Genomic DNA, 23,683 nt, shown 5'->3' on the forward strand with positions numbered 1-23,683 from the left:
GCGCGAAACTACTTCGCCGTCGTCGCCATTGCCGCCACTCTGCTCTGGATAAGGTAACTGTCCACACGGCCTAGGGCTGGCGTGGCGGCGCTTGTTAATCAAGCAATGCGTCGCACCACACTTTGTTCTTGAAATGTTCCATCTCCCTGCTAGGCTCGCCAGCGGTCGAGTGTGAGGGGTGCTTGATGTTTCGATTGGCCTTGGTTTCCCGGCTGCTGATTTCCGTCCTTGCGTTTTTAACCGTGACCGGCCCGGTCGGTGCCCAGGACCGCCGGCAAAACGCGCCGGGCGAGTTCGATTTCTACGTGCTTGCCCTGTCCTGGTCGCCGTCGTTCTGCGAAGCCGCCTCCGAGCGCGGCGATGGCAGGCGGGCGCAGGTCCAATGCGGCGGACGCCCCTACTCCTTCGTCGTGCATGGCCTCTGGCCGCAATATGAGCGCGGCTTTCCGGAATATTGCCAGCGGCCCGCTCCACGCCTCGCCCGCAACGTCATGACCTCGATGCTCGACCTGATGCCGGCGCCCGGGCTGATCTACAACGAATGGGACAAGCACGGCACCTGCTCCGGCCTCTCGGCACGCGCCTATTTCGAGAGCATCCGCAAGGCCCGCGCCGCGGTGAAGATTCCTGAGGAATTCCTGCAACTATCGGAGCCGAAGACGGTCGCACCCGGCGAGATCGAAGAGGCCTTCATCAAGTCCAATCCGGGCCTCAGCAGTTCGGCAATCTCCGTGACCTGCGATAGCAAGCGGCTCAGCGAGGTCAGAATCTGCATGAGCAAGGACATGCAGTTCCGCGCCTGCGAGGAAACCGACCGCCGCGCCTGCCGCCGAGACCAGGTGGTGATGCCGCCGATCCGGGGTGGCTAGGCTTCGTCATTCCGGGATAGTCCGGAGGACCAGACCTCAAATATGCAGTTTGTGCATCGGGAATTTCGAGAATCTCCGACGTGAAGCTGCGCATCCAAGTTCGGTGCTTTCAACTTGCCCGACATGAGCTGGGTTACTTTCATCTGCGCGATGTCGTAACCGTCAGGCATGAACTACCGTCACGCCTTTCACGCCGGCGGCTTTGCCGACGTCATCAAGCACATCGTGCTGGTGCGAATCCTGCTCTATCTGCAGGAAAAGCCGGCGGCGCTCCGCGTCATCGACACCCATGCCGGCGCCGGCCTCTATGATCTCACCTCCGACGAGGCGCGGCGCGGCGGCGAATGGCTGACCGGAATCGCGCGGGTGATGCAGGCGCGATTCTCGAACGAAGCGCTGCCGCTGGTACTGCCTTATCTCGACATTGTGAGAGCTTTCAGCCCGCCGGGCGAACTGAAGGCCTATCCGGGCTCGCCCCTGATCGCGCGGGCGCTGCTCAGGCCGCAGGATCGCCTCACCGCCTGTGAGCTCGCGCCTGAGGCGCGCAAACGCCTGATCGACGCGCTGCGCCGCGACGCCCAGGCGCGGGTGGTCGACCTCGATGGCTGGACCGCGCTGCCGGCCTTCGTCCCGCCGAAAGAAAGGCGCGGCCTGGTCCTGATCGACCCGCCTTTTGAGGCCAAGGACGAGTTCGAGCGGCTGGCGCAAGGCTTTTCCGAGGCGTTCGCCAAATGGCCGACCGGCAGCTATCTGCTGTGGTACCCCGCGAAGAGCCGTCGCGTGACCGGCGATCTCGCACGGCATGTCGCGTCCGAGACAGGTAAGAGCACGCCGGCCGGCAAATGCCTGCGACTCGAATTCAGCGTCGCGCCTCGCGAAGCCGATACCGGCCTGGTCTCGACCGGGCTTTTGATCGTCAATCCGCCCTGGACGCTTGCCGGCGAACTCAGAATCATCCTGCCCGAGCTGGAAAAGCCCTTGGGCCAAGGCGGTGCGGGCCGATTCAGGCTGGAGACGCCCAAACCTTAACCAAAGCCGTTGCTGAAAACTCCCACTCGACCATAGGCAACTCGCCCGGAACCGTATTATGCTTGTCACGTTAGGACTGGCTTTACGTTCCGCTTCCGCGAATGGTTGCGGCGGAGTGACAAGGCCGAAGAAAAATCCAGGCGGGTCGGTGGCGTGACACGGGTCCGCTGAGGTGGCCAAGCTTCCGGCAGCGAATGTCCGGTCACCCGCTATGTGAGTTACGCGTAGCGGCGGTGCAATGCGGGGGAGGAGTTTCCCGATGGCCATGACTGGGACAGTCAAATTCTTCAATGGAGAGCGCGGCTACGGCTTCATCAAGCCTGACGACGGCGGCCGCGATGTGTTCGTTCACATCACCGCTGTCGAGCGCGCAGGACTAAAGGATTTGACCGAAGGACAGCGTATTACGTTCGACGTCGAACCAGACAAGAAGGGCAAAGGCCCCAAGGCGGTCAATCTGGTGATTTCATCGTGAGCTTTCGCGCTCACGCTGAAGCGGACTGAAGTCTCGGGTAAGGATTTGCCGGGCGGCGTCCCGCTCGCATAGGCATGCGCGTGATCTTGCGCGTCGGCTCGGCATAAAAAATTCCGGCCGCCTGCGACGGCCGGAAGGTTGTTGTCAATCGTTTTCTTATTCTTCGAAGTGATTGGCTAGAGCATGATCCGGAAAAGTGGGCACCGGTTTTCCGAAAAAGATCATGCTCAAACAAAGAGCTAAAGCGGGATGATGATCCGAAGAAAAGTCATCACGCTTTAGAAGTGATAGTTCACGCCGGCGCGGATGACGCCGAAATGGTAGCTGTTCGATGCGCCGGTGATGATGAAGTTGCTGCTGGCGAGATCGACATAGAGATATTCGAGCTTGGCGCTCCAGTTCGGCGCAAAGGCCATTTCGGCGCCGAGGCCGGCGGTCCAGCCGACATTGGTCTGGGACTCCGACAGGCCGAAGGTCTCGGCCCGCAATTCGCCGAAGGCAAGGCCGGCGGTCGCGTAGAACAGCACGTTCTGGAACGCGTAGCCGCCGCGGCCGCGGATGGTGCCGAACCATGGATTGGAGAATTTCCAGGGCGCAAAGGTTTCTTCCGCGCCGGTGGCCTGGATGTCGCCTTCGGCACCGAACACCCACGGGCCGTTGGTCCAGTTGTAGCCGATCTGCGCGCCGCCCGCGAAACCCGACGGCTTGGCCGGGTTGTTGTTCACGCCGCCCCAAGCATAGCCGAAATTGCCGCCGAGATAGGGCCCTGCCCAGCTCAAGGCGTTGAGCGGCTGGTTGACGGTATAGGGCCCGCGATAATCGGCCGCTGCTGACGACGTCGTCCAGCCCCCGACCAACAGCGCCAGCAGGCGCAAGACGACAAACCGCTTCATCGCAACCACTCCAGAACGCAACAGCCGTGACCCGCCGGTTGCGAAGGCCGGCATGGTTACGGAATTCACTGGTTTTTCGGGAAGATTTATCGAAAGTTTTACGTTAAAGGCCTGTTAACAGCGGTTGCCGCCCATCCATCAGTCTTAATGGAGCGTTACCGGCGCGGGGCTTTCCCTCGAAGCCCGATGCTGGCGATGCCGTCCGGCAGCGCCTAGTTTAGGCCCATGGATCACGATTCTACCGACCATCCGAAGGCGTCCGTGCCCAAGGGAACGCGCCACGGCCAGAAGCCCGATTTGCCGCCGCAGGACCTCGCGCTCGTCACCGGCGACGTCGATCCGGCGACGTCGGCCACGGAGGAGGACGAGGACGCGCGGCTGCCCGAGGTTCCCGAGGAACCAGCGGAGGCGGTCGCCGAGGGTACGCTCGCGGTCGGCCATGCCGCGATCGAGAATGCGGTGCGGCTCGCCCCGACCTCGCCGGGCGTCTACCGCATGCTCAATGCGGCCAACGACGTGCTCTATGTCGGCAAGGCGAAGAATGTCCGCAAACGGCTTTCATCCTATGCCCGGCCCAACGCGCCGCTGCCGGCGCGCATCCTGCGCATGATCGCGGCGACGGTGAATGTCGAGATCGTCTCGACCACCACCGAGACCGAGGCGCTGCTGCTGGAGGCCAACCTCATCAAGCAGCTCCGGCCGCGCTTCAATGTGCAGCTCCGCGACGACAAGTCGTTTCCCTACATCCTGATCACCGGCGACCATTGGGCGCCGCAGATCCTCAAGCATCGCGGCGCGCAGACGCGGCCCGGGCGCTATTTCGGCCCGTTCGCCTCCGCCGGCGCCGTCAACCGCACCATCACGGCGCTGCAGCGCGCGTTCCTGATCCGCTCCTGCACCGACGGCTTCTTCGAAAGCCGCACCCGGCCCTGCCTGCTCTACCAGATCCGCCGCTGCTCCGGCCCCTGCACCGGCGAGATCGATTTCCCCGGCTATGGCGAATTGGTGCGCGAGGCGACCGAGTTTCTGTCGGGCCGCAGCCATGCGGTGAAGCAGGAGCTTGCCACTGAGATGGAGAAGGCTTCCGGCGAGCTCGAATTCGAGACCGCCGCGCTCTACCGCGACCGCCTCGCCGCGCTGTCCGCGATCCAGTCGCAGCAGGGCATCAACCCGCGCACGGTGGAAGAAGCCGACGTGTTCGCCATCCACCAGGACGGCGGCTATTCCTGCGTCGAGGTGTTCTTCTTCCGCACCGGCCAGAACTGGGGCAACCGCGCCTATTTCCCGCGCGCGGAGAAGTCGTTCACATCAGAGGAGGTGCTCTCCTCGTTCCTCGCGCAGTTCTACGACGACAAGCCGCCGCCGAAGCTCATCCTGCTCTCGCACGAGGTCGAGGACGCCGCACTGCTCGCCGACGCGCTATCCGTAAAGGCGGGGCGCAAGGTCGAGGTTTCAGTCCCCAAGCGCGGTGAGAAGAAAGAGCTGGTCACCCATGCGCTGACCAATGCGCGCGAGGCGCTCGGCCGCAAGCTTGCGGACACCGCGACCCAAGGCCGGCTGCTCGAAGGCATGGCCACGACGCTTGGCCTGCCGCAGGCGCCGAAGCGCATCGAGGTCTACGACAACAGCCACATCCAGGGCACCAACGCGGTCGGCGCCATGATCGTGGCGGGTCCCGACGGGTTCATGAAGAACCAGTACCGCAAGTTCAACATCAAGTCCGAGGGGCTGACCCCGGGCGACGACTACGCGATGATGCGCGAGGTGCTGGAACGGCGGTTCAAGCGGCTGCTGAAGCCTGCCGAGGGCGAAGCGCCCAAGGTCAAGGCTGACGACGATTCCTTCCCGCAATGGCCCGACCTCGTCATCATCGACGGCGGCCGGGGCCAGTTGAACGCGGCGACCGAGATTTTCGACCAGCTCGGACTGACCCAGGTATCCCTGATGGCGGTGGCCAAGGGGCCGGACCGCGATGCCGGCCGCGAAACGCTGTTCATGCCCGGCCGCGAGGCCATCAAGCTAGAGCCCCGCGATCCCGTGCTGTATTTCATCCAGCGGCTGCGCGACGAGGCGCACCGTTTCGTGATCGGCTCGCATCGCAAGCTGCGCAAGAAGGACATCCGCGAGGCCGGCTTGCAGGAAATTCCCGGTATCGGCCCCTCACGCAAACGCGCGCTGCTGCATCATTTCGGAACGTTGAAGGAGATCGAGCGCGCCTCGATCGCCGACCTCGGCAAGGTTCCCGGCGTCAGCGCCGAGAGCGCGCGGAAGATCTTCGAGTTTTTCCACGCCCAGCCGGGGGGCTAAAGAGATGGAGTCATCAAGGCGTCGCCTGCAGCGGACCATCTTATGCGCCCACGGTTGACCTCGACGCTTCAGCGGTATTGGTAAGACGGATGAACATGGCGACCACAAGGGGGCAGCCCAAGACCCTGTCCCTCCCGAATATCCTGACCTACGCCCGCATCGCCGCCATCCCGGTGGTGGTCGGCTGCATCTATGTGCAGGCGATCATGGACGGCCCGCTCTGGCTGCGCTGGGTGGCGGTCGCGATCTTCATTGCCGCCGGCATCACCGATTACCTCGACGGCTATTATGCCCGGATCTGGAACCAGCAATCGGCGTTCGGCCGGATGCTGGACCCGATCGCCGACAAGCTTTTGGTGGCCTCCTGCCTGCTGATGCTGGCCGCGGACGGCATCATCCACGGCTGGTCGCTATGGGCCGCGATCGTGATCCTCTGCCGCGAGATCCTGGTGTCGGGCCTGCGTGAATATCTGGCTGGCCTGCGCGTCAGCGTCCCCGTGACCAAGCTCGCCAAATGGAAGACCACGGTGCAGCTTGTCGCGATCGGCTTCCTGCTGGCGGGCGAGGCCGGCGACCAGGTGGTCCCGGTGGTCACCCTGATCGGGCTGGCCTTGCTGTGGATCTCCGCGATCGTCACGATCTATACCGGCTACGATTATTTCCGCGCCGGCATCCACCATCTCATCAAGGAGGATGAGGGATGAAGGTGAAGTATTTCGCCTGGGTCCGCGAACGCATCGGCAGGGCCGAGGAGACCATCGAGCCGCCGGCCGATATCCGTACCGTCGGTGAGCTGATCGACTGGCTCGCCGGGCGCGACGAGGCCTCCGCCGATGCCTTTGAGAAGCCGAAGGTGATCCGTGCCGCGATCGACCATGCCCATGTCAAGCAGGATGCCGTGATATCGGGCGCGCGCGAGATCGCATTCTTTCCGCCGATGACGGGCGGCTGAGCCACCACATGACCGCGATTGCGACCATCCGCATCCAGGACGCCGATTTCGACATCGCGCAGGAGATTGCCGCGATCGGCAAGGGCCGCACCGATATCGGCGCCGTCGTCAGCTTCAGTGGCATCTGCCGTGGCAGCGAGAATGGCGAGCCGATCGTGGCGCTGACGCTGGAGCACTATCCCGGCATGGCGGAAGCCGAAATCAGGCGCCATGCCGAGGAAGCGATGTCGCGCTGGCCGCTATCAGGTCTTACCGTCATTCACCGCGTCGGCCGCATCACGCCGGGCGAGAACATCGTGCTGGTGGTGACGGCATCGCAGCACCGGCAGGCCGCGTTCCAGGCCGCCGAATTCCTGATGGATTACCTCAAATCCAGCGCGCCATTCTGGAAGCGCGAGGAAAGCGCGCGGGGATCGAGCTGGATCGAGGCGCGCGACCATGATGACGCGGCGGCCGCGCGCTGGACCAAATCCTGATGGCCAAGCGTCCCACGCCGGCCGCCGCCAAGCGCGGCCGATCTGTACCGAAATCCCCGAAAGTCGCAGCGGGCGAGCTCAAGACCCTGCTCGATTTCGTCCGCTATGCGGTGAGCCGCTTCACCGAGGCAAAGCTCGTGTTCGCGCACGGCACCACCGATCCGGTGGCGGAGGCTGCTTTCCTGGTCTGCGAAACCCTGCACCTGCATCCCGACCAGTTCGATCAGTTTGCCGGCGCGCGCGTCACCGCGCATGAGGGTAGCCAGATCCTCGATCTGATCGAGCGCCGCATCGCGACGCGGAAGCCGGCCGCCTATCTCGTCAACAAGATCTACATGCGCGGCCTGCCCTTCTATGTCGACGAGCGCACCATCGTGCCGCGCTCCTTCATCGGCGAACTCCTGGATTCGCATTTCGGCGGCGACGAGGAAGGCGGCTCGCTGATCGACGATCCCTTGTCCGTCGTGACCGTGCTCGACCTCTGCACCGGCTCCGGATGCCTTGCGATCCTCGCCAGCCGCAGCTTCCCGAATGCCGACATCGACGCGGTCGACCTCTCGAAGGACGCGCTGGCGGTCGCCGCGCGCAATATCAGGGATTACGGACTCGAGGATCGGCTCACGCTGCACCAGGGCAACCTGTTCGAGCCGCTCAAGGACAGGCGTTACGACCTCATCATCTCCAATCCGCCCTATGTCGATGCGCTCGGCATGGCCTCGCTGCCGCGGGAATGCCGCGCCGAGCCGAAGCTCGCCTTCGACGGCGGCGCCGACGGGCTCGACATTGTCAGGCGCATCCTCGACGAGGCCCCTCAGCATCTGAGTGCGGAAGGCGGGCTGCTCTGCGAGATCGGCCGCGGCCGCGAGGTCCTGGAAGCCGCCTATCCGCAATTGCCGCTGCTCTGGCTCGATACCGAGGATTCCGAGGGCGAAGTGTTCTGGATTGGCGCAACCGATCTCTCGTCGGTTTGACGCTCTTTCACGCGAGCTGGTGCCCGCTACGCTCGAAGATGCCGTGTGACGCAGTGCAACGCGGCGGAAATATCGCAGCTCACGCCGTTCACGTGGGGCAGCGAAGCTGATACTTTCAAGGCAAATCAGCTCACCGCCATCAACGAGGCCCCCATGCTGGACAAGAGCCCCCGCCCCGCCGCCGTCAACGTTCCCAACGATCTCGCCGCGCATTGGATGCCGTTCACCGCCAACCGCGCCTTCAAGAAGCAGCCGCGGCTGCTCGCCGGCTCCAAGGACATGCACTATTTCACCGTCGATGGCCGCCAGATCATCGACGCCGCCGCCGGCATGTGGTGCTGCAATGCCGGCCATGGCCGGACCCAGATTTCGGAAGCGATCGCCAAACAGGCGGCGGCGATGGACTACGCGCCGCCGTTCCAGTTCGGCATCCCGCAATCCTTCGAGCTCGCCAGCCGCATCGCCGATCTGGCGCCCGAGGGACTCGACAACGTGTTCTTCTGCAATTCGGGCTCGGAAGCGGCCGACACCGCGCTGAAGATCGCGCTGGCCTATCATCAGATCAGCGGCCAGGGCAGCCGCATCCGCCTGATCGGCCGCGAACGCGGCTATCACGGCGTCGGCTTCGGCGGCACCTCGGTCGGCGGCATCGTCGGCAACCGCAAGCTGTTCGGCTCGCTGCTCACCGGCGTCGATCATCTGTCGGCGACCTATGACCGCGAGAAGCAGGCCTTCACCAAGGGCGAGCCGGACTATGGCGTGCATTTCGCCGACGAACTCGAGCGCCTCGTCAACCTGCACGGCGCCAACACGATTGCTGCCGTGATCGTCGAGCCGATGGCCGGCTCGACCGGCGTGCTGCCGGCGCCGAAGGGCTATCTGAAGCGGCTGCGCGAGATCACCGAGAAGCATGGCATCCTCCTGATCTTCGACGAGGTCATCACCGGCTACGGTCGGCTCGGCTTTGCCTTCGCCGCGGAGCGCTATGGCGTGACGCCCGACATGATCACCTTCGCCAAGGGCATCACCAATGGCGCGGCTCCAATGGGCGGCGTGATCGTGCGCGGCGCCATCCACGACGCCTTCATGAATGGGCCCGAGCACGTCGTCGAGCTGACCCATGGCTACACCTATTCGGCCCATCCGCTGGCCTGCGCCGCCGGCCTCGCGACGCTCGATATCTATCGCGAGGAGAAGCTGTTCGAACGCGCGAGCAAGCTCGAGTCGAAATTCGCCGACGCCGTGATGTCGCTGCGCGACCAGCCGAACGTGGTCGATATCCGCACCGTCGGCCTCACCGCCGGCATCGATCTCGCCCCGATCGCGGATGGCCCCGGCAAGCGCGGCTTCGCCGCACTCAACAGCGCCTTCCACGACAACGACCTGATGCTGCGGATCGCCGGCGACTCGCTGTGCCTGACGCCGCCCTTGATCGTCAGCGAGGACCAGATCGGCGAGATCGTCGACAAGGTCGGCAAGATCATCCGCGCGGTGGCGTAGCGCGCGGTTTTGCTGGACCCTCATCCTGAGGAGCGCGGAACGCGCGTCTCCGGACGATGCTACGCATCGCCGGGCGAAGGATAAGGCCCCGCCGGTGGCCTCGCCCTTCGAGACGACCGCTGCGCGGTCTCCTCAGGGTGAGGAGATGGATTGGAGTGGCCGCTCTCGCAATGACGGGCCGAGTTCTGATTCAATTGTCAAACAGCCTTCCGCTGTCATCGTCCGCGAAGGCGGACGATCCAGTATTCCAGAGACAGCAGTGCTTGAGCCGAGAGGCTGCCGGATACTGGATGCCCGCCTTCGCGGGCATGACGGTGGAGTAGTGGTGAGAGGATGTGAGACCGCATTCTCGCGGCATGGATTGCCCGAGCTTTGCGTCTCGTTTCGCCCTCCTCGATATCAGAGGGCGCAGGGAAAGCCGGGTGCCGGTTGCACCCATGGGTCCCGTGCAACAAAAAGCACGGGGGTAGGACCACAGGTTCAACCGAAGCATTCCGGCTTTCCCTGCGCAGTGGTTTTAACGGTTTCCTTCGTGCTCTCCCCGGTGACCGGGCTCTTTTGCCACCGTCATCTCTCGCGCGAACTTGTTTCGCGCAAAAAACTTAGCGCCAGCGTCGGGGCGCCAGGACCACACGACTTCGCCGTCCGTGATGCATGTGCTCGTCAGTCACGCGCTTCACGTCCACCGCATCTCACCGCAACGTTCGTGACGATCGCGAGCCGCCTCTCATCTGGGTGAGACGCGCGGAGTTAAATCACTGATTTGCCCGACGGGTTAAGCGGAATGTTTTTGCGCAAAGGACTGGACGAGGCAAATCAGGTTGAAATTGCTGGCGAACTTTCTCCCCGTCATTCCGGGGCGACGCAAGGCGTCGAGCCCGGAATCCATTCATCCGCTTGCGCCTGCGGCTCGATGGATTCCGGGTTCGTCCTTCGGACGCCCCGGAATGACCGCGGAGCGAGTCTCGGCGGCCGACACGCTTGGGCCAGCGGTGTCTTAAGTCCTCCAAAGAACACTCGCCTGCCGAATCAAACTTGATGGTACAGTGGTCCCGCTTGGGGGAGCGCAGACAAGACCGCGCCAAAGAGGCCCGTGTTTTCCCGGGTGGGACAGCCGAGGTGGACAGCCAAACTTGAGGGCGTAACGCGCGCGACATGATTCGCATTTCGACGATCTTCATCGCCATCTGCATGGTTCTGGTCGCGGCCTCGCTCGGCCTTGTGCTCTATTCGGTGGCTGGCATCAGCGGAACCGAATCGGCCATCGTGGCGCTGACCGCGTTGACCTTCCTGATCCTCTACAACGCCGTGTCGATGCGGCTGCGCGACCGCTCCGACGTCGGCGGCCAGATCGCGGACCTCTCCCGCGGCACCGCCGACCTCGCCCGCCAGGTCGCCGAATTCGGCCGCAGGCTCGCCGCCGTCGAGGGCCGCGTGGTGTCGGCGAATTCCGCCAGCGCCGATCGCCTGCAGGCCGTGGTCGGCGAAATCAACGAGCTCGGCAATCTGGTCAAGCAGCTTGCGGCCTCCGTCGCCAGCCATGAAGACATGCTGGCAACTACGACCGCTGCGAACGCGCCTTCGAGCAGGCCCGTCGTGGAGCCGGAACCGGAGCCACGCGCTGCCGCTTCAGCTCCTGTAGCCGGCGCCGTGTGGAGGGCCGCCGCGTCGACGACGGCCCCACAGGTTTTCGCAGCACCGGCACCGGCGGTATCAGCCCCGGCGGAGGCCATCGCGACCTCACGCAGCCAGACTCCGCTCGTCACGGCCATCAAGAATGCGATCGACGCCAACCGGCTCGACATCTACCTGCAGCCGATGGTGACGCTGCCGCAGCGAAAGGTGCGCTACTATGAGGCGGTGACGCGGCTGCGCGACGAGCGCGACCAGATCGTCGCCGCCGACGATTTCATCGGCGCAGCAGAAACCGGCGGCCTGATCGGGCGCATCGACCACATGGTGATGTTGCGCTGCGTGCAAGTGCTGCGCCGGCTGATGGTCCGCAACAAGGATGTCGGCGTGTTCTGCAACGTCTCCGCAACGACGCTCGGCAACACCGTCAATTTCACCCAGTGCCTGGATTTCCTCGAAGCCAATCGCGCGCTGGCGCCATCCTTCGTGCTCGAATTCAAGCAGTCGACCTTCCGCAATCTCGGCCCGACCGAGAGCGAGCATCTCGCCGCGCTGTCGCAGCGCGGCTACCGCTTCTCGATCGACAACGTCAGCGACCTCCGTTTCGAGCCGCGCGAGCTCGCCGACCGCGGCGTACGCTTCATCAAGGTGCCGGCGGCATTGCTGCTGGATCCCAGGCAGAGCTCGACCTCGGACATTCACCCCTCAGACCTGTCCGACCTGCTCGGCCGCTATGGCATCGACCTGATCGCCGAGAAGATCGAGGGCGAGCGCGCCGTCGTCGACCTGCTCGACTACGACGTACGGTTCGGCCAGGGGTTCCTGTTCGCCCCGCCGCGGCCGTTGCGGCCCGAAGGCGCATCTGCTACCGCCGGGGCCTCGCCGCCCAAGCCGCAGGAAGCCAATGGCGCCAGCACTCCCGTCCCCCAGAATAACCCCGCCATCGACCCTTCGCAGCGGATTACCGGCAATGCCGCGCTGGCGCGCCGCATCGCAGGCCCGGGCTAGGCGGCGCGCGCTGCCATGACCTCACTTCACTTTGTCGAGCGGTTGCGCGACGTCGTTGGCGACGTCGAGGTGGTGCTCTCCGACGTCTGGGGCGTGGTGCATAATGGGCTCGAGTCGTTTCCCGAGGCCTGCGAGGCACTGCATACGTTCCGCCAGCAGGGCGGCACCGTCATCCTCATCACCAACGCGCCACGGCCGGCCGACTCGGTGCAGCGTCAATTGCGCAAATTGGGTGTGGCCGACGAGACCTATGATGCGATCGTCTCGTCCGGGGACCTGACCCGGCATTTCGTCGCCGAGCATCCCGGCAAGAAGATCCACTGGGTCGGCCCGGAGCGCGACTCCTCGATCCACCGCGGGCTCGATGCGCCGCTGACGCCGCTGGAGCAGGCCGATTACATCATCTGCACCGGCCTGTTCGACGACGAGACCGAGACTCCGGAAGACTATCGCGCGATGCTCCTGAAGGCGCGCGAACGCAAGCTTTCACTGATCTGCGCCAACCCCGATATCGTGGTCGAGCGCGGCGACCGGCTGATCTATTGCGCGGGCGCGATCGCCGAGCTGTATCGCGAGCTTGGCGGCGAAGCGATCTTCTACGGCAAGCCGCACCAGCCGATCTACGAGCGCGCGATGCAACTGGCGGCCGAACGCCGCGGTCATCCGGTCGAACTCAATCGCGTGCTGGCGATCGGCGATTCCGTGCGCACCGACATTGCGGGAGCCAAGGGCTTTGGCATCGACTGCCTGTTCGTGACCCGCGGCATCCATTCCGAAGAGTTCGAAGGTGTCGACCAGCTCGACCCGGCCTCGGTGACGGAGCTGTTCGGCCACCCGCCGAAGGCGCTGATACGGGAGTTGAGGTGGTAGGCGTGGGCGCGCCTCCGCTCCCTCGCCCCGCCCTTGCGGGGAGAGGGTTGGGGTGAGGGGCTGCCTCCGCAAATTGGATGGATGTGAGTTCGCGGTGAGTCCCCTCACCCGGCGCTACGCGCCGACCTCTCCCCGCAAGGGCGGGGCGAGGTGGAATTCTACGCCGTTGCCATGTCCGGGAAGACCGCCTCGATCTTGGTCTTCAGCGTCGCTGCGTTGAACGGCTTGACGATGTAATTGTTCACGCCGGCCTTCTTGGCCGCGATCACGTTCTCGGTCTTGGATTCCGCCGTGATCATGATGAAGGGCGTGGTGGCGAGGTTGGGATCGGCGCGGACTTCCTTGAGCAGGTCGTAGCCGGTCATCGGCTCCATGTTCCAGTCGGAGATCACGAGACCATATTTCTTGCCGCGCATCTTGTTCAGCGCCGCGGAGCCATCGGACGCGTCGTCGATGTTCTCGAAACCGAGTTGTTTCAGAAGATTCCGGATGATGCGGATCATGGTGCTGTAGTCATCAACCACCAGAACCGACATGGACAAATCAACCGCCATCTTCTCTCCCCCAAACACGCGACTGACGCTTGCGCGAAAAAACCGACAGGCCTGTGCGACCCGCATTCCTCGCCCGAAGCAGTAGCATCATGCGTTAAACAGCGCGTTAACCGGCTTGGGGCGGATTGTGTCCGTTTTGATCCGATTTTCGCCCGCTTGACTTCGATAGTCCCGGCAAGCCACGGTCCGGCCGCACGCGATCATGACCCGATTGGAAGGAAGCGGATCATGATCTCATCTCTTTGTTTGAGCATGATCTTTTCTGAAATCCGGCCTCCACTTTGCGCTAACGCAGTCCTCCGGGTCCGGATCATGCTCTCGTCGGCGCTTAAGAATTCCTGAAGAATCGCACCCAAAATGACCACTCGTTTTACCGTTATCCGCGACAACACCCCCCAGAGCGCGATCCCGAGAGGGGCCGTGGTGGCGATGGGCAATTTTGATGGCGTCCATCTCGGCCACCGCGCCGTGATCGAGGCCGCCCTGCAAATGGGCAAGGCGCATGGGAAACCTGCGCTGGCGCTGACGTTCGAGCCGCATCCGCGCAGCTTTTTCAGCCCGAATACACCGCAATTCCGCCTGACCGACGAAACCAACAAGCTGCGCCTGCTCGCAGGCACCGGGCTTGCCGGCGCCGTGGTGATGACCTTCGACAAGAACCGCGCCGGCACCAGCGCGCAGGATTTCATCCACCATGACCTGATCGAACGGCTCGGCATCAGCGGGATCGCGGTCGGCTACGACTTCCATTTCGGCAAGGGCCGCGTCGGCTCGCCGAGCCTCCTGGTCGCCGAGGCGCCGCGGCTCGGCATCGAGATCGATGTCCAGGCGCATGTCGATATCGAGGAGCGGCCGGTTTCCTCCAGCGCCATCCGCATGGCGCTCGCGGAAGGCCAGATCGCGGACGCCACCGCGATGCTGGGCAGTCCCTGGTTCGTCACCGGCGAGGTGATCCATGGCGAGAAGCGCGGCCGCGACCTCGGCTATCCCACCGCCAACATCCGCCTCGACAAGAATTGCGGCCTGAAGCACGGCATCTATGCGGTGCGCGTCGGACGTGATTCGGAACGCATCGACGGCGTCGCCAGTTTTGGCCGCCGCCCGACTTTCGACAATGGCGCGCCATTGCTTGAAGTGTTCCTGTTCGACTTCAAGGGCGATCTCTACGGCAATTTGCTCGACGTCGCCTTCATCGGCTTCATCCGCGATGAGCTGAAATTCGACAACATTGAAGCGTTGATCCGACAGATGGACGACGACAGCGCCCGCGCCAAGGCGCAACTCGCCGCCGCCCCTGAGGCATTCCCGAAACTCGGAGCGATCGATTGAGCAAGACCGAAAAACAGAAGATGCTGGCGGGCGAATTGTATCGTCCGGGTGATCCGGAACTTCAGGCCGATGCAGCCGCCAACAAGGCCTGGCTCGCGCGCTACAACGCCGCTCTGGCCGCGCCGGCATCGGAACGGCATGCGCTATTGTCGGAACATTTCGGCCGTGTCGCCAAAGGCGCGGTGATCCGTCCGCCGTTCTTCTGCGACTACGGCTACAACATTCATGTGGGCGAGGAGGTCTTCCTCAATTTCAACTGCGTCATTCTCGACATCGTCGAGGTCGTTATCGGCGACCGCACCCAGATCGGGCCCGCGGTGCAGATCTATGCCGCCGACCATCCGCGCGATGCCGAGACCCGGCGCACCGGCCTCGAATTCGGCCGACCGGTGCGGATCGGCCGCGATGTCTGGATCGGAGGCGGTGCCATCATCCTGCCGGGCGTCTCGATCGGCGACGACGCGGTGATCGGCGCCGGCAGCGTGGTCACGCGCGACGTCGCCGCGGGCCAAATTGTCACCGGAAACCCGGCCCGGCCCCGTCCGTGATAACCCAGACGTGCTGGCGGCGGGCTTTGCGATTTCCCCCTCCGGCTGCTATGGAAGGCCCCATGTTGATACGGCGCATCATCGGCATTAGCGGCCCGGCTTCCGCCTGAGCTCTCAAGGCTCGGCGCGAGACCGGGATTTTCATGTTCCTCCCGCGATAGATCGCTAAACGCGCCCATCCAGTCAAACCTGGTCCGATGTCCGAAAAGCCGCAAAAGTCCGACGCCAAAGACTATTCCAAGACCCTGTTCCTGCCGCAGACCGAATTCCCGATGCGCGCCGGCCTGCCCCAGCGCGAGCCGGAAATCCTGAAATATTGGAACGAGATCGACCTCTACGACAAACTGCGCCAATCCGCGAAAGGGCGCACCAAGTTCGTGCTGCATGACGGCCCGCCCTATGCCAATGGCAACATCCATATCGGGCACGCGCTGAACAAGATCCTGAAGGACGTGGTGACCAAGAGCCAGCAGATGCTGGGCTTCGATTCCAACTACGTGCCGGGCTGGGACTGTCACGGCCTGCCGATCGAGTGGAAGATCGAGGAGGAGAACTACCGCTCCAAGGGCAAGCAGAAGCCGGATTTCCGCGACTCGGCGGCGATGGTGGCGTTCCGGAAAGAGTGCCGCGCCTACGCGACGCACTGGATCAACGTGCAGCGGCAGGAGTTCAAGCGGCTGGGCGTGATCGGCGACTGGGATCATCCCTATGAGACGATGACCTATCCCGCGGAGGCCCAGATCGCGCGCGAATTGATGAAGTTCGCGGCCAACGGCACGCTCTATCGCGGCTCCAAGCCGGTGATGTGGAGCGTGGTGGAGAAGACCGCGCTGGCGGAGGCCGAAGTCGAGTACGAGGACTACACCTCCGATACGGTGTGGGTGAAATTCCCGGTCACCTCGCCCGCGCATGGCGTGCTGGCGAAGGCGAGCGTCGTGATCTGGACCACGACGCCATGGACGCTGCCCGGCAACCGCGCCATCAGCTTCTCGCCGAAGATCGCCTATGGCCTCTATGAGGTCACCGATGCGCCCGTCGACAATTGGGCGAAGACGGGTGATCTCCTGATCCTCGCAGATGCGCTCGCGGAAAGCGTGTTCAAGCAGGCGCGCGTCACCGCTTACGAGAAGGTGCGCGATCTGCCGGGCGATACGCTCGATGCGGTGGAAACCGCGCATCCCCTCAAGGGCCTCGCCGGCGGCTACGAATTCACGGTCCCTCTGCTTGCGGGCGATCACGTCACCGACGATACCGGCACCGGCTTCGTGCATACCGCGCCGAGCCACGGCCGCGAAGACTTCGATGTCTGGACAGCGAATACGCGCGAGCTCGATGCGCGCGGCATCAACACCGCGATCCCCTATACCGTCGACGAGAACGGCGCCTTCACTCATCAAGCCCCGGGCTTCGAAGGCAAGCGCGTGATCAACGACGAGGGCCAGAAGGGCGACGCCAACGAGGCCGTGATCGCGGCGCTGATCGAGCGCGGCATGCTGCTCGCGCGTGGGCGGCTGAAACATCAGTATCCGCACTCCTGGCGCTCGAAGAAACCGGTGATCTTCCGCAACACGCCGCAATGGTTCATCGCGATGGACAAGCCGATCGCGGACGATGGCAAGGCAAAGCCCGGCGACACGCTGCGCGCCCGCGCGCTGCAGGCGATCTCGGTGACGCAATGGGTGCCGCCGGCGGGCCAGAACCGCATCAACGGCATGATCGCCAACCGTCCCGACTGGGTGATCTCGCGCCAGCGCGCCTGGGGCGTTCCGATCGCGGTGTTTGTGCGCGAGAAAGGCGACGGCTCGGCCGAGATCCTGCGCGACGAGGCGGTCAACCAGCGCATCGCTGACGCCTTCGAGCAGGAAGGCGCCGACGCCTGGTACGCCGATGGCGCGCGCGAGCGCTTCCTCGGACAGCTCGCCAATGAGGACTGGAAGAAAGTCGACGACATCCTCGACGTCTGGTTCGATTCCGGCTCGACGCACGCCTTCGTGCTGGAAGACCCCGTGCACTTCCCGGGCCTTGCCGGCATCAAGCGCAAGATCGACGGCGGCAACGACACCGTGATGTATCTGGAAGGAAGCGACCAGCATCGCGGCTGGTTTCATTCCTCGCTGCTCGAGAGCTGCGGCACCCGCGGCCGCGCGCCGTATGACGTCGTGCTGACCCACGGTTTCACGCTGGACGAGAACGGCCGCAAGATGTCGAAATCGCTCGGCAACACCGTCGAGCCGCAGAAGGTGATCAAGGATTCCGGCGCCGACATCCTGCGTCTGTGGGTCTGCGCGACCGACTATTCCGACGACCAGCGCATCGGCCCGGAAATCCTGAAGAACACCATCGAGACCTATCGCAAGCTGCGCAACACGGTGCGCTGGATGCTCGGCACGCTGCATCACTTCAAGCCGAGCGAGAAGGTTGCCTATGGCGAGATGCCCGAGCTCGAGCGGCTGATGCTGCATGAGCTTGCCGGCCAGGCCGCGATCATCCGCAAGGCCTACGCCGAATTCGACTACAAGACCGTGGTCGCAAGCCTTGCCGCGTTCATGAATACGGAATTGTCGGCGTTCTATTTCGACATCCGCAAGGACACGCTCTATTGCGACCCGCCGTCCTCGATCGCGCGGAAGGCGGCGCTGACCGTGATCGACATGATCTGCGATGCGATCCTGAAATGGCTGGCGCCGGTGTTGAGCTTCACCGCCGACGAGGCGTGGCGGATGTACAGGCCCGATGCGGAACCTTCCGTGCACCTGACGCTGTTCCCGGAGGGGCTGGAGAAATTCCGCGACGAGCGCCTGGCCACGAAATGGGAAACCGTCCGCGACATCAGGCGCGTCGTCACCGGCGCGCTCGAGATCGAGCGTGCCGCCAAGAACATCGGCTCGTCGCTGGAAGCCTCGCCGCTGGTCTACGTCTCCGACCAGGAGATGCTCGATACGCTGTTCAACGTCGACCTTGCGGAAGTCTGCATCACCTCGAACGCGATGGTGACCAACCAGGACGCGCCGGAGCATGCATTCCGCCTCAACGAGGTGCCGGGCGTTGCGGTGGTGGTCGAGAAGGCAGTCGGGCGCAAATGCGCGCGGTCGTGGAAGATCCTGCCCACCGTCGGCGTGGACGCCGAATATCCCGACGTCTCCCCGCGCGACGCGCAGGCGTTGCGGGAGTGGAAGGCGCTCGGGGTTGCCGTGTAACTTGACCGCATGACCCCTCCCCTGCGCGCCGGCATCATCGCGGCGGTCACCACGCTGATCCTCGACCAGGCGTCGAAGCTCTGGCTCCTGTTCGTGTTCGACCTTCCCCGGCGCAGCGTGGTGAAGGTGACGCCGTTCTTTGACCTGGTGCTGGCCTGGAACGTCGGGATCAGCTTCGGCTGGTTCCAGAGCAACAGCCCGACGGCCCAGCTCCTGCTGATGGCGGTCAAGGCGATCGCGGTGGTGGCGCTGGCGATCTGGATGGCGTACTCGCGTACCCTGCTTGCGACAATTGCGCTCGGGCTGATCATCGGCGGCGCGATCGGCAACGCCATCGACCGCTTCGCCTATGGGGCGGTGGTCGATTTCGCCCTGTTTCACATCCAGATCGGGGAAAAAACCCTCAATTGGTACGTCTTTAACCTCGCGGACGTGGCCATCGTTGCTGGGGTAGCTGCACTATTGTATGATTCTTTTCTGGGGGTACCCGCCGCAAAAGCGCCCTGATCGCGGCCGATACGGCTTTGCAAGCGGGTAGGATTTCATGGGCGGAACCGTGCCTAAGCCGGTGACCGCCCTAGCGAATTTAAAGAGTGGGGAAGAGCGCGATGCGCCACACTGAAGCCAACGCTCCACAAGCCGATACCTCGACTGCCTGGAAAGCGCTGAAGCACGGATTGCGGCTCGCCGCGGTCGCGCTCGGCATCGGCCTCGTAATGGCCGCAGGTCCCGTACGGGCCGGCGATGATGGGGACGACGAGGACGACAAGACCTTCGAGGAGAAGGTCATCGAAGGCGTCATGAAGGGCCTCGGCGGCACCAACATGGAAAACCGCGGCATCGACTATCGCGAGCGGTCGCCGCTGGTCGTGCCCCCCAACCTCAACCTGCCCGCGCCGGCAGCTTCCGCCGAGGCCAAGGTGCCGAACTGGCCGAAGGACCCCGACGAGGCGCGCCGCAAGGCGGCAATCGCGGCGCGGAAGAACACGAACAAGGATCCGCGCGAAGCCAGCCGCATCCTGTCGCCGAGCGAGCTCGCTCAGAAGAGCGACAAAAAGTCCAGCGGCGGCGAGTCGGTCGACCAGCCCGGCGGCAACCCCGGCGCCAACGCGATTCTCTCGCCGTCACAGCTCGGCTATGAGGGCGGCTTCAGCGGCCTGTTCGGCGGCAGCAAGACGGAGACGGCCACCTTCAAGAGCGAGCCGACCCGGGAATCCCTGACCCAGCCTCCGCCCGGCTACCAGACGCCGTCGCCGAATTTCGCCTATGGCACCGGCCCGAAGGAATCGCTCAACAAGGAATACAACCCGTCGCAGGGCAAGTATGGCGATTAATTAACCTCGTCTCTCGCGTTCGTGAGGTTGGCGGCTTTGCGCGCGCCATATGATGCGGGCGTACCCGGGGCAATGTTGCTCCGGGTTTTTTAGATAGGTCCTGATGTCCCAGCACCGCCTCGTGGTTTCGCTTCTTGCCGGATTGCTTTCGACGGCCTCCCTCTCCGCCTCCAGCGCCATTGCCCAGACCACGGTCACCTCGGAACGCCCTGCCAGCTTCACGCTGCACAACGGCCTGCAGGTGGTGGTGATCCCCGATCACCGCACCCCGGTTGTGACGCAGATGATGTGGTACAGGGTCGGCTCCGCCGACGAGACCCCCGGCAAATCGGGATTGGCGCATTTCCTCGAACACCTGATGTTCAAGGGAACGGCCAAGCATCCGGCCGGCGAATTCTCCCAGACGGTGCTCAGGGTCGGCGGCAATGAGAACGCCTTCACCTCCACCGACTACACCGGCTATTTCCAGCGCGTGCCGCGCGAGCAGCTCGGCAAGATGATGGAATTCGAGGCCGACCGGATGACCGGCCTGATCCTGCAGGACGAGAACGTGCTGCCGGAGCGCGACGTCGTGCTGGAAGAATACAACATGCGCGTCGCCAACAATCCGGATGCGCGGCTCACCGAGCAGATCATGGCGGCGCTCTATCTGAACCACCCCTATGGCCGTCCGGTGATCGGCTGGCACCAGGAAATCGAAAAGCTCGGCCGCGAGGACGCGCTCGCCTTCTACAAGCGCTTCTATGCGCCGAACAACGCGATCCTGATCATCGCCGGCGACGTCGAGGCGAGCGATATCCGCCCGATGGTGGAGAAGAATTTCGCCGACATCCCGTCGCAGCAATCGATCCCCGCAAAACGGCTGCGCCCACAGGAGCCGATACCGGTCTCACCGCGCACGGTGACGCTGGCCGATCCGCGCGTCGAACAGCCGACCATGCGCCGCTACTACCTCGTCCCGTCAGCCGCCACCGCCGCGGTGGGCGAAAGCCCCGCGCTCGACGTGCTCGCGCAACTGATGGGCGGCGGCGCCAATTCCTATCTCTACCGCTCGCTGGTGATCGACCGTCAGCTCGCGATCTCGACCGGCGCCAATTACCAGGGCACTGCGCTCGACCCCTCGCAGTTCGTCATCGCCGCAACGCCGAAGCCCGGCGTCGACTTCGCGCAGATCGAGGACGCCATCGACAAGGTCATTGCCGATATCGCGCGGAACCCGCCGCGCGCCGAGGACCTCGAACGCGTCAAGACCCAGTTGATCGCGGAATCGATCTACGCGCAGGATAATCAGGCGATGCTGGCACGCTGGTATGGCGGCGCGCTCACCACGGGTTTGAGCGTCGACGATATCAGGAGCTGGCCCGAGCGCATCCGCGCTGTCACCGCCGAACAGGTCCGCGAAGCCGCGCAAAACTGGCTCGACAAGAAGCGTTCCGTGACCGGTTACTTGATTAAGGATACTGCGCCCAAACGCGAGGAGAAGCGCTCGTGACCTATTCTCTCACTCGGCGTTCGGTCCTCGTCGGCGGCAGCGCGCTCGCGCTGATGACGATGCTCGCATCGCGCCCGTCGCAGGCCGCAACCAAGATCCAGCGCCTGGTCTCGCCCGGCGGCATCGAGGCCTGGTTCGTGCAGGATTCGACCGTGCCGCTGATTGCGATGGAATATGCCTTCGGCGGCGGCGCCAGCCAGGATCCCGCCGCCAAGCCCGGCGTCGGCAATCTGGTCGGCGACCTGCTCGACGAAGGTTCCGGCGATCTCGATTCCAAGACCTTCCACGAGCGACTCGATCGCCGCGCCATCGAATTGAGTTTTTCCTCGCAGCGCGACAATTTCCGCGGCTCGCTGCGCATGCTCAAGGACAACAAGGACGAGGCCTTCGACCTGTTGCGCTCAGCACTGACCTCGCCGCGCTTCGAGGCGCCCGATGTCGAGCGCATCCGCGCGCAGGTGCTCTCCAACCTGCGCCGCGAATCCACCAACCCGAGCTCGCTTGCAGGCCGTAAATTCCTCGAAGTTGCGTTCGGCGACCATCCCTACGGCCGGGGGGCCCAGGGCACGCTCGAGAGTGTGCCGACGATCGAGATCGCCGAGCTCAAGGACTATGTCCGCCGCGTGCTCGCCAAGGACACGCTCAAGGTCGCCGTGGTCGGCGATGTCGATCCGGACACGCTCGGCAAATTGCTCGACAAGACCTTTGGCGGGCTGCCGGCCAAGGCCACGCTCACGCCGGTCGCCGACATCGTCGCGGCCAAGCCGCCGCAGCGCGCCCTCATTCCGCTCGACGTGCCGCAAACGGTGGTGACCTTCGGCGGCCCCGGCATCCGCCGCAGCGAGCCGGACTTCATGCCGGGCTATGTCGTCAACCACATCCTCGGCGGCGGCGGATTGTCCTCGCGGCTTTACCGCGAAGTGCGCGAGAAGCGTGGGCTCGCTTATTCCGTCTATGGAGCGCTGGTCTGGATGGAGCACTCCTCGCTGTTCATCGGCAATACCGGCACCCGCGCCGATCGCGCCGGCGAAACGGTGGACGCGATCGAGAAGGAAGTCCGGCGCATGGCCGAGGAGGGCCCGACCCAGAAGGAGCTCGACGAGGCCAAGTCGTACTTGAAGGGCTCGCAGATGCTGGCGCTCGATACCTCCTCGAAGCTCGCGCAGGCGATGCTGCAGTATCAGACCGACAAGCTGCCGATCGACTACATCGAGAAGCGCAACGCCATCGTCGACGCGGTGACGCTGGACGACGCCAGGAAGGTGTCGCAGCGGCTCTGGGGCCAGGGCCTGCTCACGGTCGTCGTCGGCCGCACCCCGCAGGCCGCGGCCCAACCGGCCAGCGCGCCATCAGCCGCGACGCCGCCGGCCGCGAGCCCACCGGCCGCCGCCCCGTCAGCCGCGAAGCCGTCCGCGCCGAACTGAGTGAGTGTCGTAGTGCCGTAGCCCGGGTGAAGCGCCAGCGTAACCCGGGCTACAGGCTCCTCAGGATGAGGGTCTGTGCTCGCGGAGCGGGCGCGAAACCCGCTATGGTGCGGCGGACGATTCCTGCCCGACCACCGGTGATGCCATGCTGCGGGTTGCCCGCGACCTCTCCATTGACGAGAACGATATCGAGATCGGCTTCGTGCGCGCCTCGGGTCCGGGCGGGCAGAACGTCAACAAGCTGGCGACAGCGGCGCAGCTACGGTTCGACACCAGCAGAATCGCGCTCGCCGAGGATGTCCGGGCGCGGCTGGTCCGATTGGCTGGCCAGCGCATGACCAAGGAGGGCGTGATCGTGATCCACGCCCAGCGCTTCCGCACCCAGGAGCGCAACCGCACCGACGCAATCGAGCGCCTGCTCGAGCTGCTGCGTGAAGCCATGGTGCGGCCGACCCCGCGCCGGCCGACCAAGCCGACGCTCGGCTCCAAGCAGCGGCGCCTGGAAGGCAAGAAGCGCCGCGGTGACGTCAAGGCACGGCGCGGCACACGAGGGTTCGAGGATTGATGCCAAACGCGCGGATGTAGCTCCCTCTCCCGCTTGCGGGAGAGGGTTGGGGTGAGGGTGTCTCCGCATTGGGACTCCCCGAGTGGAGAGAGCCCCCACCCGGCGCTTCGCCGTAGCCGAAGCTTCGCTTCGGCGTCCTTAAGAACGGCCGCCGAAGGCGGCCTATGCCTCCCCCGCAAGCGTAGGGGAATCGCATATGGCCTTAGGGGGTATTGCATAGCGGAGCGAATTGGATTCTTCGGGTGTCTCCCGATTCCC

General features: G+C 64.4%; 21 protein-coding genes. 19 read left to right on the forward strand and 2 right to left on the reverse strand.

Going from position 1 to position 23,683, the window contains the following annotated elements; all coding sequences use genetic code 11:
* Positions 1-185: 185 nt before the first annotated feature.
* The 3 genes from AAFX91_RS21645 to AAFX91_RS21655 all read left to right on the forward strand — a co-directional run bounded on the left by AAFX91_RS21645 (position 186) and on the right by AAFX91_RS21655 (position 2,373).
* Positions 186-869 carry a ribonuclease T2 gene (locus AAFX91_RS21645; protein WP_130582680.1) on the forward strand — a complete coding sequence of 228 codons (684 nt, stop codon included), beginning with the start codon at positions 186-188 and terminating at the stop codon, positions 867-869.
* A gap of 168 nt (positions 870-1,037) precedes the next feature.
* Positions 1,038-1,898 (forward strand): 23S rRNA (adenine(2030)-N(6))-methyltransferase RlmJ, encoded by an 861-nt coding sequence (locus AAFX91_RS21650; RefSeq protein WP_394567812.1) that lies wholly within the window; start codon positions 1,038-1,040, stop codon positions 1,896-1,898.
* 259 nt (positions 1,899-2,157) lie between these two features.
* Positions 2,158-2,373, forward strand: coding sequence for a cold-shock protein (locus AAFX91_RS21655; RefSeq protein WP_027581161.1), 216 nt, complete (start codon positions 2,158-2,160; stop codon positions 2,371-2,373).
* Positions 2,374-2,651: 278 nt separating this feature from the next.
* Here the strand turns inward: AAFX91_RS21655 and AAFX91_RS21660 are convergent, their stop codons facing one another.
* Complete coding sequence (locus tag AAFX91_RS21660) at positions 2,652-3,266, reverse strand: outer membrane protein (RefSeq protein ID WP_130582678.1); 615 nt, start codon at positions 3,264-3,266, stop codon at positions 2,652-2,654.
* Positions 3,267-3,491: 225 nt separating this feature from the next.
* Here AAFX91_RS21660 and uvrC point away from each other — a divergent pair, with 225 nt between their 5' ends.
* The 8 genes from uvrC to AAFX91_RS21700 all read left to right on the forward strand — a co-directional run bounded on the left by uvrC (position 3,492) and on the right by AAFX91_RS21700 (position 12,982).
* On the forward strand, positions 3,492-5,573 hold the full coding sequence (uvrC, locus tag AAFX91_RS21665) for an excinuclease ABC subunit UvrC (RefSeq protein WP_130582677.1): 2,082 nt from the start codon (positions 3,492-3,494) through the stop codon (positions 5,571-5,573).
* Between the two features lie 89 nt (positions 5,574-5,662).
* On the forward strand, positions 5,663-6,277 hold the full coding sequence (gene pgsA, locus AAFX91_RS21670) for a CDP-diacylglycerol--glycerol-3-phosphate 3-phosphatidyltransferase (RefSeq protein ID WP_027581164.1): 615 nt from the start codon (positions 5,663-5,665) through the stop codon (positions 6,275-6,277).
* A complete protein-coding gene (gene moaD / locus AAFX91_RS21675) occupies positions 6,274-6,525 on the forward strand; it encodes a molybdopterin converting factor subunit 1 (protein WP_394567813.1) in 252 nt (83 codons plus the stop codon). The genes pgsA and moaD overlap by 4 nt, the downstream gene beginning before the upstream one ends.
* An 8-nt stretch (positions 6,526-6,533) precedes the next feature.
* Entirely contained in the window at positions 6,534-7,001 is a 468-nt protein-coding gene (locus AAFX91_RS21680; protein WP_394567814.1) for a molybdenum cofactor biosynthesis protein MoaE, read from the forward strand.
* The gene (gene prmB, locus AAFX91_RS21685) at positions 7,001-7,972 is read left to right on the forward strand and encodes a 50S ribosomal protein L3 N(5)-glutamine methyltransferase (protein ID WP_394567815.1); all 972 of its coding nucleotides are present in this window, start codon (positions 7,001-7,003) and stop codon (positions 7,970-7,972) included. The genes AAFX91_RS21680 and prmB overlap by 1 nt, the downstream gene beginning before the upstream one ends.
* A 153-nt stretch (positions 7,973-8,125) precedes the next feature.
* Positions 8,126-9,472, forward strand: coding sequence for an aspartate aminotransferase family protein (locus AAFX91_RS21690; RefSeq protein WP_394567823.1), 1,347 nt, complete (start codon positions 8,126-8,128; stop codon positions 9,470-9,472).
* 1,155 nt (positions 9,473-10,627) lie between these two features.
* Positions 10,628-12,112 carry an EAL domain-containing protein gene (locus tag AAFX91_RS21695; RefSeq protein WP_394567816.1) on the forward strand — a complete coding sequence of 495 codons (1,485 nt, stop codon included), beginning with the start codon at positions 10,628-10,630 and terminating at the stop codon, positions 12,110-12,112.
* Between the two features lie 15 nt (positions 12,113-12,127).
* Positions 12,128-12,982, forward strand: a complete 855-nt coding sequence (locus AAFX91_RS21700) for a TIGR01459 family HAD-type hydrolase (RefSeq protein WP_394567817.1) — start codon at positions 12,128-12,130, stop codon at positions 12,980-12,982.
* A gap of 158 nt (positions 12,983-13,140) precedes the next feature.
* On the opposite strand, the gene AAFX91_RS21705 is transcribed toward AAFX91_RS21700, so the two are convergent.
* Positions 13,141-13,536 (reverse strand): response regulator, encoded by a 396-nt coding sequence (locus AAFX91_RS21705; protein ID WP_100419632.1) that lies wholly within the window; start codon positions 13,534-13,536, stop codon positions 13,141-13,143.
* A gap of 357 nt (positions 13,537-13,893) precedes the next feature.
* On the opposite strand from AAFX91_RS21705, the gene AAFX91_RS21710 reads away from it, so the two are divergent.
* The 8 genes from AAFX91_RS21710 to arfB all read left to right on the forward strand — a co-directional run bounded on the left by AAFX91_RS21710 (position 13,894) and on the right by arfB (position 23,425).
* Positions 13,894-14,865, forward strand: coding sequence for a bifunctional riboflavin kinase/FAD synthetase (locus AAFX91_RS21710; protein WP_282530258.1), 972 nt, complete (start codon positions 13,894-13,896; stop codon positions 14,863-14,865).
* A complete protein-coding gene (locus AAFX91_RS21715) occupies positions 14,862-15,413 on the forward strand; it encodes a sugar O-acetyltransferase (protein ID WP_394567818.1) in 552 nt (183 codons plus the stop codon). Before AAFX91_RS21710 ends, AAFX91_RS21715 begins: the two co-directional genes overlap by 4 nt.
* A 197-nt stretch (positions 15,414-15,610) precedes the next feature.
* Positions 15,611-18,610, forward strand: a complete 3,000-nt coding sequence (ileS, locus tag AAFX91_RS21720) for an isoleucine--tRNA ligase (RefSeq protein ID WP_394567819.1) — start codon at positions 15,611-15,613, stop codon at positions 18,608-18,610.
* Between the two features lie 9 nt (positions 18,611-18,619).
* Complete coding sequence (lspA, locus tag AAFX91_RS21725; protein ID WP_130583086.1) at positions 18,620-19,117, forward strand: signal peptidase II; 498 nt, start codon at positions 18,620-18,622, stop codon at positions 19,115-19,117.
* Positions 19,118-19,218: 101 nt separating this feature from the next.
* On the forward strand, positions 19,219-19,944 hold the full coding sequence (locus tag AAFX91_RS21730; RefSeq protein WP_394567821.1) for a hypothetical protein: 726 nt from the start codon (positions 19,219-19,221) through the stop codon (positions 19,942-19,944).
* 103 nt (positions 19,945-20,047) lie between these two features.
* On the forward strand, positions 20,048-21,436 hold the full coding sequence (locus tag AAFX91_RS21735) for a pitrilysin family protein (protein WP_130583084.1): 1,389 nt from the start codon (positions 20,048-20,050) through the stop codon (positions 21,434-21,436).
* Positions 21,437-21,489: 53 nt separating this feature from the next.
* Positions 21,490-22,860: a M16 family metallopeptidase gene (locus AAFX91_RS21740; RefSeq protein WP_394567824.1), complete on the forward strand. Its 1,371-nt coding sequence runs from the start codon at positions 21,490-21,492 to the stop codon at positions 22,858-22,860.
* Between the two features lie 145 nt (positions 22,861-23,005).
* The gene (gene arfB / locus AAFX91_RS21745) at positions 23,006-23,425 is read left to right on the forward strand and encodes an alternative ribosome rescue aminoacyl-tRNA hydrolase ArfB (RefSeq protein WP_394567822.1); all 420 of its coding nucleotides are present in this window, start codon (positions 23,006-23,008) and stop codon (positions 23,423-23,425) included.
* Positions 23,426-23,683: the final 258 nt, after the last annotated feature.

This window comes from Bradyrhizobium sp. 31Argb, from assembly GCF_043638955.1.
GTDB lineage: Bacteria > Pseudomonadota > Alphaproteobacteria > Rhizobiales > Xanthobacteraceae > Bradyrhizobium.

Bases quoted from the DNA above. Each gene is read 5' to 3' on its own strand.
- pgsA (WP_027581164.1), top strand. From the start codon at position 5,663: ATGAACATGGCGACCACAAGGGGGCAGCCCAAGACCCTGTCCCTCCCG.
- AAFX91_RS21680 (WP_394567814.1), top strand. From the start codon at position 6,534: ATGACCGCGATTGCGACCATCCGCATCCAGGACGCCGATTTCGACATC.
- AAFX91_RS21695 (WP_394567816.1), top strand. From the start codon at position 10,628: ATGATTCGCATTTCGACGATCTTCATCGCCATCTGCATGGTTCTGGTC.
- lspA (WP_130583086.1), top strand. From the start codon at position 18,620: ATGACCCCTCCCCTGCGCGCCGGCATCATCGCGGCGGTCACCACGCTG.
- arfB (WP_394567822.1), top strand. From the start codon at position 23,006: ATGCTGCGGGTTGCCCGCGACCTCTCCATTGACGAGAACGATATCGAG.
- ileS (WP_394567819.1), top strand. From the start codon at position 15,611: ATGTCCGAAAAGCCGCAAAAGTCCGACGCCAAAGACTATTCCAAGACC.
- prmB (WP_394567815.1), top strand. From the start codon at position 7,001: ATGGCCAAGCGTCCCACGCCGGCCGCCGCCAAGCGCGGCCGATCTGTA.
- AAFX91_RS21735 (WP_130583084.1), top strand. From the start codon at position 20,048: ATGTCCCAGCACCGCCTCGTGGTTTCGCTTCTTGCCGGATTGCTTTCG.
- uvrC (WP_130582677.1), top strand. From the start codon at position 3,492: ATGGATCACGATTCTACCGACCATCCGAAGGCGTCCGTGCCCAAGGGA.
- AAFX91_RS21705 (WP_100419632.1), bottom strand. From the start codon at position 13,536: ATGGCGGTTGATTTGTCCATGTCGGTTCTGGTGGTTGATGACTACAGC.
- AAFX91_RS21700 (WP_394567817.1), top strand. From the start codon at position 12,128: ATGACCTCACTTCACTTTGTCGAGCGGTTGCGCGACGTCGTTGGCGAC.
- AAFX91_RS21730 (WP_394567821.1), top strand. From the start codon at position 19,219: ATGCGCCACACTGAAGCCAACGCTCCACAAGCCGATACCTCGACTGCC.
- AAFX91_RS21710 (WP_282530258.1), top strand. From the start codon at position 13,894: ATGACCACTCGTTTTACCGTTATCCGCGACAACACCCCCCAGAGCGCG.
- AAFX91_RS21655 (WP_027581161.1), top strand. From the start codon at position 2,158: ATGGCCATGACTGGGACAGTCAAATTCTTCAATGGAGAGCGCGGCTAC.
- AAFX91_RS21740 (WP_394567824.1), top strand. From the start codon at position 21,490: ATGACGATGCTCGCATCGCGCCCGTCGCAGGCCGCAACCAAGATCCAG.
- AAFX91_RS21645 (WP_130582680.1), top strand. From the start codon at position 186: ATGTTTCGATTGGCCTTGGTTTCCCGGCTGCTGATTTCCGTCCTTGCG.
- AAFX91_RS21660 (WP_130582678.1), bottom strand. From the start codon at position 3,266: ATGAAGCGGTTTGTCGTCTTGCGCCTGCTGGCGCTGTTGGTCGGGGGC.
- moaD (WP_394567813.1), top strand. From the start codon at position 6,274: ATGAAGGTGAAGTATTTCGCCTGGGTCCGCGAACGCATCGGCAGGGCC.
- AAFX91_RS21650 (WP_394567812.1), top strand. From the start codon at position 1,038: ATGAACTACCGTCACGCCTTTCACGCCGGCGGCTTTGCCGACGTCATC.
- AAFX91_RS21690 (WP_394567823.1), top strand. From the start codon at position 8,126: ATGCTGGACAAGAGCCCCCGCCCCGCCGCCGTCAACGTTCCCAACGAT.